14 protein-coding genes are annotated in these 16,854 nt (G+C 31.8%); 3 read left to right on the top strand and 11 right to left on the bottom strand.

Going from position 1 to position 16,854, the window contains the following annotated elements:
• Positions 1 to 105: 105 nt before the first annotated feature.
• From ssp1_RS00745 to pflB, 6 genes are all read right to left on the bottom strand, one after another.
• The gene (locus tag ssp1_RS00745; RefSeq protein WP_118828069.1) at positions 106 to 3,105 is read right to left on the bottom strand and encodes a CDP-glycerol glycerophosphotransferase family protein; all 3,000 of its coding nucleotides are present in this window, start codon (positions 3,103 to 3,105) and stop codon (positions 106 to 108) included.
• 42 nt (positions 3,106 to 3,147) lie between these two features.
• Entirely contained in the window at positions 3,148 to 4,011 is an 864-nt protein-coding gene (galU, locus tag ssp1_RS00740) for a UTP--glucose-1-phosphate uridylyltransferase GalU (RefSeq protein ID WP_107535897.1), read from the bottom strand.
• A gap of 305 nt (positions 4,012 to 4,316) precedes the next feature.
• Positions 4,317 to 5,711 carry a YfcC family protein gene (locus ssp1_RS00735; RefSeq protein WP_107535896.1) on the bottom strand — a complete coding sequence of 465 codons (1,395 nt, stop codon included), beginning with the start codon at positions 5,709 to 5,711 and terminating at the stop codon, positions 4,317 to 4,319.
• Positions 5,712 to 5,851: 140 nt separating this feature from the next.
• Positions 5,852 to 6,724 carry a hypothetical protein gene (locus ssp1_RS00730; protein ID WP_075778206.1) on the bottom strand — a complete coding sequence of 291 codons (873 nt, stop codon included), beginning with the start codon at positions 6,722 to 6,724 and terminating at the stop codon, positions 5,852 to 5,854.
• Positions 6,725 to 6,929: 205 nt separating this feature from the next.
• The gene (gene pflA / locus ssp1_RS00725) at positions 6,930 to 7,685 is read right to left on the bottom strand and encodes a pyruvate formate-lyase-activating protein (RefSeq protein WP_118828067.1); all 756 of its coding nucleotides are present in this window, start codon (positions 7,683 to 7,685) and stop codon (positions 6,930 to 6,932) included.
• A gap of 20 nt (positions 7,686 to 7,705) precedes the next feature.
• On the bottom strand, positions 7,706 to 9,952 hold the full coding sequence (gene pflB / locus ssp1_RS00720) for a formate C-acetyltransferase (RefSeq protein WP_075778208.1): 2,247 nt from the start codon (positions 9,950 to 9,952) through the stop codon (positions 7,706 to 7,708).
• A gap of 338 nt (positions 9,953 to 10,290) precedes the next feature.
• Here pflB and ssp1_RS00715 point away from each other — a divergent pair, with 338 nt between their 5' ends.
• Entirely contained in the window at positions 10,291 to 10,959 is a 669-nt protein-coding gene (locus ssp1_RS00715; RefSeq protein WP_075778209.1) for a M15 family metallopeptidase, read from the top strand.
• Positions 10,960 to 11,015: 56 nt separating this feature from the next.
• Here the strand turns inward: ssp1_RS00715 and ssp1_RS00710 are convergent, their stop codons facing one another.
• Together ssp1_RS00710 and pbp4 are read right to left on the bottom strand one after the other, a co-directional pair.
• Positions 11,016 to 11,654 carry an NAD(P)-dependent oxidoreductase gene (locus ssp1_RS00710; RefSeq protein WP_075778210.1) on the bottom strand — a complete coding sequence of 213 codons (639 nt, stop codon included), beginning with the start codon at positions 11,652 to 11,654 and terminating at the stop codon, positions 11,016 to 11,018.
• A gap of 175 nt (positions 11,655 to 11,829) precedes the next feature.
• Positions 11,830 to 13,068 (bottom strand): penicillin-binding protein PBP4, encoded by a 1,239-nt coding sequence (gene pbp4, locus ssp1_RS00705; RefSeq protein WP_075778211.1) that lies wholly within the window; start codon positions 13,066 to 13,068, stop codon positions 11,830 to 11,832.
• Positions 13,069 to 13,463: 395 nt separating this feature from the next.
• Between pbp4 and ssp1_RS00700 the strand changes: the two genes are divergently transcribed.
• Positions 13,464 to 13,820, top strand: a complete 357-nt coding sequence (locus tag ssp1_RS00700) for a DoxX family protein (protein WP_002451435.1) — start codon at positions 13,464 to 13,466, stop codon at positions 13,818 to 13,820.
• A gap of 64 nt (positions 13,821 to 13,884) precedes the next feature.
• Here ssp1_RS00700 and ssp1_RS00695 read toward each other — a convergent pair whose 3' ends face one another.
• Positions 13,885 to 14,448, bottom strand: a complete 564-nt coding sequence (locus ssp1_RS00695) for a PepSY domain-containing protein (protein WP_075778212.1) — start codon at positions 14,446 to 14,448, stop codon at positions 13,885 to 13,887.
• A 340-nt stretch (positions 14,449 to 14,788) separates the two neighbouring features.
• On the opposite strand from ssp1_RS00695, the gene isaB reads away from it, so the two are divergent.
• Complete coding sequence (gene isaB / locus ssp1_RS00690; RefSeq protein WP_075778213.1) at positions 14,789 to 15,331, top strand: immunodominant staphylococcal antigen IsaB family protein; 543 nt, start codon at positions 14,789 to 14,791, stop codon at positions 15,329 to 15,331.
• 76 nt (positions 15,332 to 15,407) lie between these two features.
• On the opposite strand, the gene ssp1_RS00685 is transcribed toward isaB, so the two are convergent.
• Positions 15,408 to 16,256, bottom strand: a complete 849-nt coding sequence (locus ssp1_RS00685) for an aldo/keto reductase (protein ID WP_107535893.1) — start codon at positions 16,254 to 16,256, stop codon at positions 15,408 to 15,410.
• Positions 16,257 to 16,317: 61 nt separating this feature from the next.
• The gene (locus ssp1_RS00680; RefSeq protein WP_002451439.1) at positions 16,318 to 16,740 is read right to left on the bottom strand and encodes a MerR family transcriptional regulator; all 423 of its coding nucleotides are present in this window, start codon (positions 16,738 to 16,740) and stop codon (positions 16,318 to 16,320) included.
• Positions 16,741 to 16,854: the final 114 nt, after the last annotated feature.

Raw genomic sequence — 16,854 nt, 5'->3', positions numbered from 1 at the left:
TCCTTTACATTAAATATATTGATACATTTAATGTAACAAGAACTAGATAATCGGAGATTTATCTTCCCTAATTGATGGTTAGCAATGCCTGTACGTCTATATGAATTATTTAAAGACTTCTTCAAATTCCTTAATAGACGATTGTCTAAATGGTTCGAAATTAAACGGTTTAATTTCATATTGATTATATCTATGTTTATATAAGCCGTTATAGATTCCTTTCGCATTGTTATCTACAATAATGGCTTGATCATCTTCTAAGTATTGTATTGTTTCTGGAAGATCTACAGTGATTACATCTGTTTCTAGCGCTAATGCTTCGTATACAACCAATCCTAATCCCTCGTAATTTGATGATAATACAAATGCATCACAATTCGATAATAGTGGGTATGGATTATTCATTCCACCTAAAATGACGATGCTTTCCCTAGCCGATGAATTTCTAACCCTATTAATTGTTTTACTTTTTAGTGGACCATGCGGACAAACTAAAACTAAGAATATATTTTGATTAATTTCATATAAATCTTCGAATGCCTCAATTAATTTATCGTGTCCTTTTTGATAATCATATCGTCCTATATTAATGTAAACCTTAATATTTTCATCATATATAGCATTTAAAAGTTTCACTTTAGAAATTCTAAAGTGATTGTAAAAATCAAATATTGGTTTTTTAGATAACTGATTTTCATTATCTAAAACTGAGTGATTCATATAGTTAGACACTTTTTCGAACTGTTTACCAAATAGATGATCATATTTAGCTGATAAATCTTTTTCTCTTTTTAAAGTTTGATAACTATCTAAAATTAATTTTTCAACTTTTGGAGATAGTTGTTGTCGAGGTTGTTTTATTGCATCATTACTCAAATCTTCATTTTCATCGATTTCACTATCTCTATATTGTTCTATTCGATCGTTTAACTCAGGAAAATCAAAGTGCAGTTCGTCTTCTTTATCTTTTAATGTAGGAAGTATAGCTGATACAAACTCTTCAAATGCTAGTTCGTATACCAAATCTTCATTATCATTAAATATACCTTGAAGTCTGTGTATAGACTCATTAATCATTTCAATCTCTTTATTAACGACATGTGTTAAATAGTCACTAAGCTTGTATGTTGAGCTGATTTCAATAATTTTATCTATAACTAATTTATAGTTTATATTCTTCTTATTTTTAATTTCATTTAATAGAGTTTGAATTTCATCTTTAAAGTTCTCTAGATGAATTTGGTTCTTAGATTTATATGCATTGTCATTAAAAGAATAATCGACCTTAACACCCTCTAATGATTCAAACAAATCTTCATTACCAAGATTTCGAGTTCTATTTTCTCCTAAGAAATTATTCACAGTTGTCATTTTATGACTAATGCCTTTGATATTTTTCACTAGATTCTCTCTTAAATTATTATGTACCAAAACAATCTTATCTACATCTTTATATGCGCCAAATACAATTTTTTTACTAAAATTACGTTTAGCTTTATATTCTTCAAACATATCAGTATGCACCCATATAGCTGTTTTAGCATCTATATGTCTCATCATCTCGGCTTCTTTTCGTTCAAAACCAGTATAATGAATCATCCAATCTATTTTTACATCTCCGAATAATCGTTTGAATTCTTCTCTATAAAGGCGTTTCAACTGGTTTTTCCTAGCTTTTGCAGAATAATTTTCATCCCATAAATACTTTTTAACTAGCATTCGATCATATAAATTACCATTTAATTCCCCAGTTGTAGGATAAAAAAGTACATTTTCTGGAAGGTTTAGCAATCTATAATAGTGCTCTGGTTTCACCTTAGATTTTTCAAAAAAGCATATATAGTTTCGTTGAGAGGTGTCAACATTTTCCAAAGTATTAATAAGTGCTGTCGTTACACCATTATTCCAAAATCCTCCGCTAAGAATGGCTACAGTTTCTTTCCCGTTGTGTATATCATATTCCATAATTGAATCATCAGTATAATCATTCAATATATTTTTAGTTATTTTATATGCGCCTGCTTGACTATCGTATTTAGTAAATCTATTTTTCATTTCAGTGTAATCAGTGGTTGGTTCAATTTTATTAATAACCTTTTCTAATTCTTCTAAGGTATCTATATTGATAAATGGATAATCTGTTAAATCTTCATACATTCCTCTAGTATTAGCATATTCATCTAAGTCATACGTATATAAAATGACGGGTTTATCCAAATTCAAATAATCATACATCACTGATGAATAGTCTGTTATTAAAGCATCTGTAGCAGTTAAGAATTCATATGTTTCAAAGTTTTCTGGGAAAAAACGAATATTTCTATACGTATTTTTTATACTATTTTTTTCGAAATCATGCAGTTTAACAAATAGTATAGTATTGTCATCTAAAAATTTATCTAAGTAGTTGAGCATTTTTTCGACTTCTGTTGATTTTTTTACCTTACCTACTGTTCCTCTCCATGTCGGCATGTAACTTATCACTTTTTTATTCTCTAGACCTAAGTTTTTTCTAATAACTTCTCTTAATGCTTGATTATAAAATACGCTATTTCTAGGTGATGGTCCGACAACTACTTTACCAGGATAGATATTTTTTAAATTATGTGAATCCACTAAAACGTCTTTAGTATGTTCATTACTTACAATAATTTTGTCAGCCATATAGAAATTTCGTTGAACGTTAGCAACATCTACGACTACTTCCATATCTTTCCCCATATTTTTTAAAGGTGTACCATGCCAAATAATATAATATTTTTGTCCTTCTCTTTTACTGAAGAATGGATAAAATGTTGTATCATTGATTAAATACTCAGAAACGGCCAACAATTCATAATACTCTTCTGATAAATGTTTCACCATATGAATGTTAGAAATTCCTTTTTCTTCAAGCAATTTTTTATGCTTATCTGGTTGTTTAGATACGATAAAAATTTTACTTTTTTCAACTTGCTTTTGGATTTCATCAATAAGATAAAAAATATGTCCCCCTACCGAATCACCATGAGTGGACTCTAATACAAAATAGTTTTTTTGTATCTTTTTCTTTCTTCGATTCTCTATATAACAAAATTTACCTTTATTCTTTTTGTAATTATCTATCTTTTTTTAATATCTACTTTTTTCAATTTTTTTCTCCTAATATTAAAAATTCAATTCTCTAATATATTTTTTCACATCATCTTTCATACCTTCGTCTTTTAATGCATATTCAATCGTTGTTTTAACGAAGCCTAGTTTTTCGCCAACATCGTAACGATCACCTTCGAAATCGTATGCGTATACTTGGCTTTCGGCATTCATACGTTCAATTGCATCTGTTAATTGAATTTCATTACCTGCACCTTCTTCTTGTGTTTCAAGATAATCAAAGATTTCAGGTGTTAGTACATAACGTCCCATAATCGCTAAATTAGACGGTGCTGTACCTTGTTTTGGCTTTTCTACGAATTTCTTAACTTCATAACGTAAACCCGATTTTTCTAATGGATCGATAATACCGTAACGGTGTGTGTCTTCTTCAGCTACTTCTTGAACACCAATTACGGATTTACCTGTTTCATCGTAAACATCCATCAATTGTTTAATTGCTGGTGTGTCAGATTCCACAATGTCATCACCTAATAATACAGCAAATGGTTCATTTCCAATGAATTGACGTGCTGTATGAATGGCATGGCCTAAACCTTTTTGTTCTTTTTGACGAACATAGAAGATGTTAGCTAAATCTGTTGAGTATTGAACCTTTTCTAATAGGTCATTTTTCCCTTTTTCTTGTAATACCATTTCTAATTCTTTTTGGTTATCGAAATGATCTTCAATCGCACGTTTATGTTTACCTGTAACGATAATGATATCTTCGATACCCGCTCTTGATGCTTCTTCAACAATATATTGAATTGTTGGTTTATCTAAGATCGGTAACATTTCTTTTGGCATTGCTTTCGTTGCTGGTAAAAATCTTGTACCCAAACCAGCTGCTGGAATAATTGCTTTTTTAACTTTCACTCAAATAGCTCCCCTCGAATAACTGTTCAATCCCTCGAATAAATCATTTATTAGATTAATAATCAATATATATAGTATATGTATTACTTACATAGATTTATTCAATTTATTAAAAAGTTAAGTATTTACACCATATTATATTATCACAACATTTCACTTATTTTTAGTATTAATTTTTATAAATATTGTACTAGTCTGTGTTGTGTAGAAATTTAAATTGACTTATTCTATAAAAAAAACTGATTCTACACCTTAGATGTAAAATCAGTTTTAAATATTTTTCATTTATAAATTATATAAACTTACTAGTAACCTATCATCAAGGCGATAGACATCGCTGTAGCACAGATAATGATCCATACAACAATGAGTTTCCATGCAAATTTTAACCATTGTGTATATGAAATGCGCGCAACTGCTAAAGCACCCATCAGTGTCGCTGATGTCGGGAATAATATATTACTAATGGCGTCTCCATATTGGAAGGCTAGCACTGTAATTTGTCGATTGATGTGTAGTAAATCTGAAATAGGTATCATGAGTGGCATTGTTGTTAAAGCTTGTCCTGAGCCTGACGGAATAAAGAAATTCAATATAAATTGTAAAACAAACATCACCATGATGACTAATGAAGAAGGTACGTCAGATAATAGTGTTGTCATACCATGTACAATCGTGTCGATGATTTTACCATTTTCTAATAACACGACTATCCCTTTAGCAATACCCACGACTAACGCACCATAGAGAATATCTTGCATCCCTTTAACTAGTGCATCAAATGTTCCGTTAAATTCAAGTCCAGCGACTAATCCAGCTACGATACCAGCCAATAGAAAGTTGGCACTCATTTGTGTAAAGGTCCAACCATATTTAAAAATACCAAATACATTAAATAAAATCGCACCAAGAATCAATGCTAGACTGAAAGCTTGCCTCTTACTAAAATGTTGATATTCAATTTCTGTATTAAGTTGTCCTTCTTCCTTTTCCAACTCATAAACAATACTCTTCGACTTGTTCTTTTTAACTTTATGACCGTAAAGCATGACTGTAGTAATAGCTGCAGTGAGTATAAAGACGTATATAATCGTACGTAATCCCCAACCAGAGAACAGTGGTAACTCAGCTACTTTTTGTGCAACACCGACAGTAAATGGATTTAGCATACCACCCATAAATCCGCTTCCGGCTCCTAATATGACTACCGCTGCCCCCGTTAATGCATCATAACCAAGTGTACGAGCAATCAACACTCCTATAGGTACAAAAATAATCGTCTCCTCTGATAATCCGATAGAAAACCCTAAAATGGAAAAGGCCGTCATCGTCAGTGGAATCATTAAAAAATTGGCTTTGCCTAATGTACGCATTGCTTTGTTCACACCATTTTCAAATGCACCTGTTTGGTGAACTATCCCAAATGCGCCGCCTACTAAAAATACGTAAAATACAATTTCACCGCCGCTTACTAAACCTTCTGGCACTGCTCTAAAAATATCTAAAAATGACAAATGCTGATTCGCAACTTCATGGTAAGAACCTGAAACAACTACTGTTTGACCACTTTTCTTTTCTCGAGCATATTCCCCCGCTGGTATCACATAAGTCATTATCCAAGCAAATATAATAACCATTAATAATAAAGCATACGTATGAGGTGTTTTAAATTTGAACTTCTTCGATTTTTCTTTTTTCATATAATTAATCCCCTTTTTAAATCATTGAAGTTAATATTTTTATACCGATACCCTATTTTCAGAAAATTAACAATTATTTGTTTAGAAATTTAAAAAGCGTTTAGTAACCTTGATATGTCACTAAACGCTTCATCGATTCATTATTCTTCTGATTGATTACTCATTTGCTTTTCTTTAACTTTATTACCATTTTGATCGAGTTTAATTATTTTATCTTTCTCACTCTTATATGTACCCATGATTTCCCCATCATGATTACGATAATTCACTGTCCAATTACCATCGTTGTCGAGACGGATGTTATCCCAAAGGTAGGTTTTATTATCTAATTCGCCATCAAATTCACTGATTTCATTATAAATTTGGCTTCTCATATGTGCCATCGTATTAGCAGCGTTTTTATCTGGATCATCTGCATTTTGTGCTGCACCACTATCAACGATTTGTATTTTCTTTTCCATTTCTGGTAAAGATCTATTATCTTTATTCGCTTTATATAACTGATTAATATCTAGTTCCTTACCATCATTAGATAAAGAAGCATAATCATTTAATGCACCTTGTGTACTACCTATAAATATTTTATTTTTATTTACACCAATAACAGAAGCAAACTGACCTTTCGTTGGATATACTTGATAAAACTTCATGCCTTCGGGTGCATTTTTTATAGAATCCACTTTCTCTAGCATTAGATCTTCCATTTGCTTTTTCTCAACTTCAGATCCCTTTTTATACTCATAAATGCCTGTTAGGATTTCATTTTTAGTTAACATATATTGATCTGCTTCGTTAGCATAAAATGCTAATGCTAATTTTTTCTTTTCTGATAATTGAGTCACTGACGTACTTTTGTTTTCATTTTTATTATCTTGTTTTTCTTTGTTACTATTATTTGTTTTAGACGCTTGCTTGTTTTCTTCTTTCTTATCTGTTGCGTTCGATTTTTCAGCTGAATTACAACCTGCCAAAACTAGGAATGCTGATAAACTTAATACGAAAATTCTTTTCATCAAAATGACTCCTTTCAAAAATATATTTATTAATATAAATGTAAATAAAATTCTTATTAATTTCAATACAATTCAGAATATTTTATTTAATAACTTCACATATCATTCTTTTTTAAAAGATATTTGAATAATTAAAAACACATCAATTCCAATAAGGAACTGATGTGTTTGTGAAGGGTGTTTAGTGTTATGGGTTTATTTCTTTTTATAATGTAACTGGGATCTTCCCTTTAAAATTGACGTAACGGTAGGCTTTTTTGACCGCTTCATCGTCGGGTGGTTCAACATTTTCTAATTGATATGGGATGCCTAAATTTTTCCACTTATGCACGCCGAGTTGATGATAGGGTAAGATTTCAAATTTTTCAACATTATCTAGAGAATTAATAAATTCTCCAAGTTGGATGAGGTCTTCTTTATCATCTGAGATACCTGGCACTAGGACGTGACGAATCCATACAGGTTGTTTCATATCTGACAATTTACGGGCAAATTTGAGTATATGTGTATTGGGTTTGCCTGTTAATTTAATATGTTTCTCATTATTAATATGCTTTATGTCTAATAATATAAGATCTGTATGTTTCTGTAGTTCATCAAAGTGTCGATTAAACGCAGGTGTATCATTGACGCATCCTGCAGAGGTATCAAGACATGTATGCACACCATTTGCTTGTAGTTCTTTGAATAACGCTTCTAGAAATGGCATTTGTAGTAATGGCTCGCCACCGCTTATGGTCACGCCGCCACCAGATGCATCAAAGTAAGGTTGATACGGTAATATTTCATTAACCATTTCATCTACAGTAACTTCTCTAGATGGTTCATTGATTTTCCAAGTGTCTGGATTATGACAATATAAACATCTTAATAAGCAACCTTGTATAAATAATATATATCTAATACCTGGTCCATCGACTGTGCCCATACTTTCGACGGAGTGTAAGTGTCCTTTAAGCATTTTGCTCCCACCTTATTTTTCTACATTTGTTCGTGGAATGTACGTGAAATGACATCCAATTGTTGTTCGCGTGTTAATTTAATAAAGTTAACTGCATAACCAGATACACGGATTGTTAATTGTGGATACTCTTCTGGATGTTCCATTGCATCTAATAATGTTTCTCTGTTAAATACATTGATATTTAAGTGATGACCATGTTGCATTGCATAGCCGTCTAACATACTTGTTAAGTTTTTATTCTGAGCGTCTTCTTCTTTACCTAATGATTTTGGTACGATACTAAATGTATTTGAAATACCGTCTTTACAGCAGTCATAAGGAATTTTAGCAACAGAACTTAATGAAGATAATGCACCTTTTTGGTCTCTACCGTGCATTGGGTTTGCACCTGGTGCAAATGGTTCGCCTGCTTTACGACCGTCTGGTGTGTTACCTGTTTTCTTACCGTAAACAACGTTTGATGTAATTGTTAATACACTCATTGTATGTTCTGAGTCACGGTATGTTTTATGACTACGTAATTTTGTCATGAAGCGTTCAACTAAATCGACTGCGATATCATCCACACGGCTATCGTTATTACCATATTTAGGGAAGTCGCCTTCGATTTCGAAGTCTGTAACTAGACCTTCTTCATTATGGATAGGTTTTACTTGTGCATATTTGATTGCTGATAAAGAGTCAGCTGCTACTGATAATCCAGCAATACCTGTTGCCATCGTACGAATAATATTTGTATCATGTAACGCCATTTCAATACGTTCATAACTATATTTATCGTGCATATAATGAATGATATTTAATGAATTAATGTATACACCTGCAAGCCAGTCCATCATTTTTTCAAATTTCTCAAATACTTCATCATAATCTAATACGTCTGAATGGATACCTTCATAACTTGGACCTACTTGTTTGCCAGATTTTTCATCTTTACCACCATTGATGGCATATAATAATGTTTTAGCTAAGTTAGCACGAGCACCGAAGAATTGCATTTGCTTACCGATTTTCATTGCTGATACACAACATGCGATACCATAGTCATCACCATAGCTTTCACGCATTAAATCGTCATTTTCATATTGAATTGAGCTTGTTTTAATACTCATTTTTGCACAATAAATTTTGAAGTTTTCAGGCAATCTTACTGACCAAAGCACAGTTAAGTTTGGTTCAGGTGCTGGACCTAGGTTATCTAATGAATGTAAGAAACGAAATGAGTTTTTCGTAACTAATGGTCTACCATCAATACCTACACCACCGATAGATTCAGTTACCCAAGTTGGATCCCCAGAGAATAATTCGTTATAGTCTGGTGTACGTGCAAATTTAACGATACGTAATTTCATAATGAAGTGGTCGATAATTTCTTGTACTTCACTTTCTGTAATGTCACCGTTTTTCAAATCACGTTCAGCATAAATATCTAAGAATGTTGATGTACGTCCTAAACTCATAGCAGCACCATTTTGTTCTTTGATTGCTGCAAGATATGCTAGGTATAACCATTGCACCGCTTCTTTAAAGTTAGTCGCTGGTCGACTTAAATCAAATCCGTACATTTGTCCTAGTTCTTTTAATTCATTTAAGGCACGATATTGTTCGGATAATTCTTCTCTTAATCTAATCACATCTTCTGACATTTCAGTAGACATTGTATTAAAGTCTTTAAGTTTTTCTTCCATTAAGAAGTCAACACCATATAATGCCACACGACGATAGTCACCGATGATACGTCCACGGCCATATGCATCTGGTAATCCTGTAATTATTCCAGCTTTTCGACAATTTAACATTTCTCTGGAATATGCATCGAATACTCCTTGGTTATGCGTTTTACGATAGTCTGTAAAGATTTTTTCTGTTTCTGGATCTAATTCATAACCGTATGCTTCACATGCTGCTTTAGCCATACGAATACCACCGAACGGTTGCATTGAACGTTTAAATGGTTTCTCTGTTTGCACACCGACAACTGTTTCTAAATCTTTGTCTAAATATCCAGCGTCATGTGATGTGATTGTGGATGCTACTTTCGTATCCATATCCCACATGCCACCGCGTTCACGTTCTTCTTTAGATAATTGCATCACTTGGTCCCATAATTTTGATGTTGCTTCAGTTGGACCTTCTAAAAAGGCATCGTCACCTTCATATAATGAATAATTTAGTTGAATAAATTCTCTCACGTCTACATGTCTATTCCAACGACCATTTTTAAAACCTTGCCAAGCACTAGTATGATGATTTGTTTCTAACATACTGTTCGCCTCCATTTCGTTTTGTTAACGTTTTCACATGTAGTGTAGCATGTTTATTGTGATTATTTTCACATTATTTATGACTAATTTTCAACTAAAATATGGCTGATTAGCGAACCTGTATCTTAAATTAATACAGAATTACATTTTTATTCACTGTTACATAACAGATTTATAAATATCATAAATTCAAAATTAAAATACTTACATAAAAATCAAATGAATTCATTTCTTATATACCATTATTATACTAATAAAATATGTTAAACTTATTTCGTGTACAATTAGTTGTGTATTTGGCAAATCACGTTAACAATATAAAAGGAGTTTTGTGTGATATGAAAAAGTTGTGGACTGTGCTATTGATGGGATTACTAGTACTATCAGCATGTTCATATCATCATTCTGAAGGTAAAAATGAAGCGAGCAAACAAGATGGTAATAAGCAGAATCAATCTCACAAGAAAGTTAAAAAAGATGGTAAAACTTATATTGACGGTATTTTAATTGTGAATAAGCAAATTAAATTACCAAAAGACTATAATCCTGGGGAAAATCCTAAAGCAGTGAAAGCACTAAATAAAATGATTGCTGATGCGAAAAAAGATCATATCAATCTATACAAAATTAGTGGCTTCAGAAGCTATCAAACTCAAATTCAATTATTCAATAATTATAAAGCTAGAGACGGTGAAAAAGCAGCTAATAAATATAGCTCTAAACCAGGTCATTCAGAACATCAAACTGGTTTATCATTCGATGTGGGTGCACAAGGGTCTGATAAAAACCTATACCGCAGTTTTGGTAAAACCAAAGAAGGTCAATGGATTAAACGCCATGCAGATGAATATGGTTTTATTATTAGATACGGTAAAGGCAAAGAAAATGAAACTGGCTATCAATATGAGCCATGGCATTTACGCTATTTAGGTAAAGAGAAAGCCAAAGAAGTCAAAGATTCAGGCCAAAGTTTAGAATCTTATTTAGGTTTATATCCTAAAAAATAATAAAAATACGGCTGAGATATTCATGAGGAATGAGTATCTCAGCCTTTTTAATTCTATTATTTTGCTTCTCCAACAACAGTAAAGCGTTCATTAATGTGTTGAGGATTTTCAATTTCGTCTACTAATGCAACGGCATAATCCGCATAACTGATATAGCTATTTCCTTCAGAATTAACAATTAATTGATCTTTACCAGATTGGTAATGACCTGTTCTAACACCCTCTGGATCAAATTCTGCAGCAGGGCTTAGGAATGTCCATGTTATACCTTCTGAGTTGCGTAATTCTTTAAGGTTCTGTCCTTGACCACTTGCTGATGGTTTAACAATATCAGGAAATTCTGGTGTGTCGATTAATTGAACTGTATGTGCATCATCAACATATAGACTTCCGGCACCACCAACAATAATTGCTCTTGTATCTGTTCCTTTTAAAATATCAATTAAATGACGGCCTGCATTGATATGTCCTTCTGAATCTCCTAATGGTGCACCAAACGCATTAACAACAACTTCAAATGATGCTATGTCTTTAGTTGTTAAATCATGAATGTCTTTCTCGATAACTTCTACTTCCGTATTTGTTATTTTTGATGCATTTCTCACGATGGCAGTTACTTGATGCCCTCTATCTAAAGCTTCTTTTAACACAAGTTGTCCTACTTTACCTGAAGCGCCAATAATTCCTATTTTCATTGTTAAACTCCTCCATTTATCTCTTTTAAGATTATTTACATTTTGAAATATGTTCGCTATGTTTGCAAACGTAACAGTTGCAGTTACACTTTTATCTTTTATCAATATGCTTAATTTTTAATTAAAAAAAGCTAGCACTTTACACTTAGCGCTAGCTTTATACGTCATCATTTGATTAAAACTTTTTGTAATAAATTTTGATACCTATGATGGTCAACATACCTAGTAATACCAGTCCGGCAATTGCCATACATACGTATAGAAAAATCATGCCCCAATGTGTCGTAGGTTCGACTTCTACGGTAGGTGCTTGATGTCCTTTCGTAAATTGACGATCATAATCAACATATAATTGATTATCCTCAGACACTTTTAATTGATATTTACTTTTATCTTTAGGTACTAAATCATATAAATCTTTTTTTACTTCATATTTTTTACCGTCTATTTCATGTTCACCTTTTGAAATGACTTTACGGTAGTCGTATTGCTTAAATGCATGTTCAGTTAAAGCATTCGCCAGTTTTTGACGGGCATGCTTCGCTTGTTCATCAGGGTACGGCTTAACATTAAATATGCCTGTTACGATTCTTAAATGATTTCGTTTGGCAGTTAATTCTAAATTGTATCCATTGTCACTTGTGCCTGTTTTTAAACCATCAACATCTTTCATACCATCTGCTTCATTTGGTAATGATGTATTGGTATTATGTAATTCTTGATTTGACTGCTTATCTTTAGATAGTTTTGTAATTTTTAAAACATCTGGATGTGCATTCAATATATGATTACTTAATAATGACATATCACGTGCAGTTGTATGTGAAATTGTATCATCTTTATAACTTTTTGGCTCATATGGTTTTAATATTTTATTATTAGCACCACTTGGATTCGTGAACGTTGTATCCTTCATGCCTAAGTCTTTAGCTTTTTGATTCATTCTATCTGTGAATTTCGAAGAACTACCATCAATATGTTCTGCCAATACTAATGTCGCAGCGTTACTTGATTCTAATGCAGCTTGCTTCAATAATTGATTGATTGTAACGGTTGTTCCTTCTTTAAGTGGAAATGTAGTTAAATTAGGTAATTCTGACATTTTTTCATATCGTGATGTTATTTTCACTTTATCATTCATTTTAATTTTGCCTGATTTAATATCATCATAAACCAAATTCATCGTCATCAATTTAGTATTAGATGCTGGATCTACTTGAGTATTTCCATGATAATCATAAAGTATTTGACCATCTTTAGTTGTTACTATCATCCCTTTTGGATTGTATTGCTTATCAATATCTTGATGTTCTTGTTTAGCAACATCGACTGGAGACTGTTCAGCAAAAACAGTTGGCGATATTAAGACTAAACACATCATAATCATCATTAAACTAGTAAAAACTTTTTTCAACGATGCTCCCCCTTTAGTTTGCTTTACGCAATCATTCTTAAAACTAGATGTAAGTTGCATTAATATACATTACTGAAGTCATTAACGTTTTTCGCACAAAACACTTTTAAATCCTCAAATTAAATTAATTATATGTATATTGCATACGCATAAGTATTATAACGCAAACTTATATCCAATTTAAAATCAAAATCAAATTTATTCGTTTTTATTAATTTAATCATTTGAACCGGACATCATGTGTCCTCTTAAAAGCTTTATTACTACTTCTATATGCAATGCCTTTGAATTTATTTCAAAAAAATCAAATACGTGGTTGCATTGAAAATAATCTTATTGTAGTATACTAACCATATCGAGTATATAAAATATATTTAAAGGGAAGGTAAGTATTTATGCGCTTAGGATTACTATTAATTAGACTGATGTTAGGTATTACATTTACAATACATGGATCACAAAAGGTATTTAGCGGATTTAAAGAGCCTATGGAAATGATGTCTGGGTTAGGATTCCCTGCATTTTTAGGAATTATATTAGGATTATTTGAATTTATCGGTGGTATTTTAATGATTATCGGATTATTTTCAAATTACGTTGCTGCTGGATTTATCGTCATTATGTTAGGCGCCCTATTTACAGTACACTTATCACAAGGTTACATGGCTTCTGAACTCGTCATCTTGTTACTAGTTATGAGCATTGCGGTTATGGTTTCTTATAACTGGAAGAAATTATTGGAAATATATTAAAAAAATTGAAGCCTGAGACATTTTACTTATGTCCCAGGCTTGATCTTCATATAGAGGATTTATTTTAATCGTCTTTTTGATTGTCTAATACTTTTCCAGTTTTAGCATCGACAGTCACTTCATGCTTTTCTTTACCTTTTTGTAGATCAAAGTTATAAACTAACTTGCCATCATCTTTTGATAATGACCACTCTTTCACATCTCCATCAAAGTCTTTTTGCGCTGATTTAATAGCATCTTTATAATTCTTCACATCACTGTATTTAAATGCGTCATTAGACTGATTAGATTCACCTTTTTCAGTTTCTTTGTGAATCACTTTTTTATCTTTATCATTGATGATAACTTCAGACTCTTTATTATTTTTCGTATCTTGTTGTTCAACTTTATAGACCCAGTCACCATTTGATTTCTCATAAGAAATATCTTTTAAATCTTGGTTTTTATATGTTTGTTGTGCCTTTTTAATTGCATCTTCAGGCTTTGTCTTAATATCTTTAACCGATACAGTGGCGTCTTTCGTACCTTCATCTTTCTTATTTGAAGCAGAATCACTGCCACCGTTACCGCACGCACCTAATAAAATGGCTGCTGATGATAATAAAGCTATTGTTTTAGTATGTTTCATTACTAATCTCTCCTTTATATTAGATAATTTTTCATTCCCGCTTCCAATATAAAGAAACCTCTTTTAAAGTTTTGTTAATATATTGTAAAAATATCGTTAATAAACAAAAAATAATGAATTAATATTCACTATTTGATTTAAACTCTCTTTTTATTACCCTTATACATTTTACTAATACCTTAAATTATGCCATTAACACTTATGTTAACTATGTATATATGTGTATAAAATCAAATTTATTTATACATTTGAAATCGATGTAATTGTTTTGTAATATTGTCATTGAATCGTAACATTTTACTTTTTTAACGATTCAACTAAAAATGAGAGGGAGATTCGTATGAATAAAACTGCCAAAGCAATTGTCTCATCAACTTTAGCCATCGGAACAGTATTCGGAGTCGGAGCCTCATTAGATGTAAATCCTAATCAAGATGCACATGCCGCTACAACACCTTATTATAATTATAAAGGTTATGTTAATAATGACGGATCATTCTTACTAAATAAAAGCTTTAAGAATGCCATAAAATATGGAAATGTTACTTTCAATGGTACAAAAATTGTTCGTTTAAGTGGCACCGCATCTAAAATAAATTATTTCACTAAATATGACCAATCATTTTCTTCTATTAAACCTGGGAAAAAACAAGCAACATCTGTACAATTCAAAGTCAATAATATTACGATTAAACAATTAAAATCTGTTTATGGAAATGATCTTCAAGAAATGACAGATGTACAAGGTAATAAACATCCAAACACTGACTCTTATCAACTTAAAAGTCCAAAAACAGGTTTTTACCATACTCCGGTAACCATTATACAAAAAAATGGACAAGTCACTTCAGTAACAATAGGTTTTGACGGATCAGGCGCATAATTAATATATAAATAGTAAAATAAATGCATATAAAAATGGGGCATCCTCATTCTCAGGATGTCCCTTTTTTTATATATTATACGTCGAGTCTTCTACTTGTTAATGCTTTGATCATTTCTGGATCTGCATGTGAGAAGAATTGACTATCGTTACTATCTAATGTTGCGATTTGTGCTTTATCTTCATCTGTTAGTTCAAAATCAAAAATATCTAAGTTTTGTTTCATTCTTTCTGGATTAACTGATTTTGCTAAGACAACAATGTCTCTTTCTACTAACCAACGTAGTACAACTTGTGCGATTGATTTACCGTATTTGTCACCAATATTTTGTAACGTTTCGTTACTAAATAAATTGTTTTTCCCTTCAGCAAATGGTGCCCAAGCTTCAACAAGTACACCTTCTTTTTGAAGTGATTGTACTTCATCTTCTTGTTGATGGAACGGATTAATTTCAATTTGATTCACTTGAGGTTGCACTTTGTTATGAATACCTAGATCAACAACGCGATCAACACCGAAATTAGATACCCCAATCGCTTTGATTTTTCCATTTTCTTGTAGCTCTTCTAACGCTTTCCAAGATCCGTAAACATCATTATATGGTTGGTGAATTAATACTAAATCAATATAATCTAGTTGTAATCTTTCTAAAGAACGTTCGATAGATTTTAGTGTATCTTCATAGTTAACATTTTCAATCCATACTTTTGTAGTAACAAATAATTCGCTTCTATCAATACCAGATGCTTTAATACCTTCGCCTACTTCTGTTTCATTCATATAACTTTGAGCTGTATCTATATGACGGTATCCTGCTTGAATCGCATTAACTACGGCGTCTTTTGTTTGTTCTTGTGGAATTTGAAACACACCAAATCCTAATGCCGGAATTTCAATTGTTTCGTTTATTTTAATTGTTTTCATATGAAAACCTCCTACTCTTTATAACTACACCCTACACTATGGAGTGCACTCAATAGCAAATTTATTGTCTTTTATTTTCCCAAATCTTTTTCAAATTATATTCTTGAGCCGCTTCATCATTGATTTTGGCAATATGGTCATCATACGTTTCAATTTTATATTTTAATAATTCTCTTGCATTGTGAATGGCCTTCAAATGTTCATCTAATTCTTCAAGTTGTTTGTTGAGTACTTCTTTCTGTTGGTTTTGAACCGCCTCATCTTTAGGTAATTGACCTAACCTACAAAATTCAACGAGTAACTCAATCGTTACACCAGCTTGTCTTAAATGCTTAACTAAGTATATCCAATTTAAATCTTTCATTTGATAGATGCGATACCCATTTTTATCACGTTCAACTGGTGGAATCACGCCTACCTTTTCATAGTATCTTAAAGTATCTTGAGAAATATCCATCAATTCGACAACTTCTTTTGTATTCATGACTACGACCTCCACTTCTGTTACAAACATTGTAAACCATGGAGCGTGCTCAAGGGCAATCCTTTTTTTTATACAAAAAGCCATATCATAGTGAATCATGTTCACTACAATATG

Source organism: Staphylococcus sp. M0911 (assembly GCF_003491325.1).
Lineage (GTDB): Bacteria > Bacillota > Bacilli > Staphylococcales > Staphylococcaceae > Staphylococcus > Staphylococcus warneri_A.
This window is presented reverse-complemented; position numbering and strand designations above follow the sequence as displayed.

Bases quoted from the DNA above. Each gene is read 5' to 3' on its own strand.
- ssp1_RS00735 (WP_107535896.1), bottom strand. From the start codon at position 5,711: ATGAAAAAAGAAAAATCGAAGAAGTTCAAATTTAAAACACCTCATACG.
- ssp1_RS00730 (WP_075778206.1), bottom strand. From the start codon at position 6,724: ATGAAAAGAATTTTCGTATTAAGTTTATCAGCATTCCTAGTTTTGGCA.
- pflA (WP_118828067.1), bottom strand. From the start codon at position 7,685: ATGCTTAAAGGACACTTACACTCCGTCGAAAGTATGGGCACAGTCGAT.
- pflB (WP_075778208.1), bottom strand. From the start codon at position 9,952: ATGTTAGAAACAAATCATCATACTAGTGCTTGGCAAGGTTTTAAAAAT.
- ssp1_RS00715 (WP_075778209.1), top strand. From the start codon at position 10,291: ATGAAAAAGTTGTGGACTGTGCTATTGATGGGATTACTAGTACTATCA.
- ssp1_RS00710 (WP_075778210.1), bottom strand. From the start codon at position 11,654: ATGAAAATAGGAATTATTGGCGCTTCAGGTAAAGTAGGACAACTTGTG.
- ssp1_RS00700 (WP_002451435.1), top strand. From the start codon at position 13,464: ATGCGCTTAGGATTACTATTAATTAGACTGATGTTAGGTATTACATTT.
- ssp1_RS00695 (WP_075778212.1), bottom strand. From the start codon at position 14,448: ATGAAACATACTAAAACAATAGCTTTATTATCATCAGCAGCCATTTTA.
- isaB (WP_075778213.1), top strand. From the start codon at position 14,789: ATGAATAAAACTGCCAAAGCAATTGTCTCATCAACTTTAGCCATCGGA.
- ssp1_RS00685 (WP_107535893.1), bottom strand. From the start codon at position 16,256: ATGAAAACAATTAAAATAAACGAAACAATTGAAATTCCGGCATTAGGA.
- ssp1_RS00680 (WP_002451439.1), bottom strand. From the start codon at position 16,740: ATGAATACAAAAGAAGTTGTCGAATTGATGGATATTTCTCAAGATACT.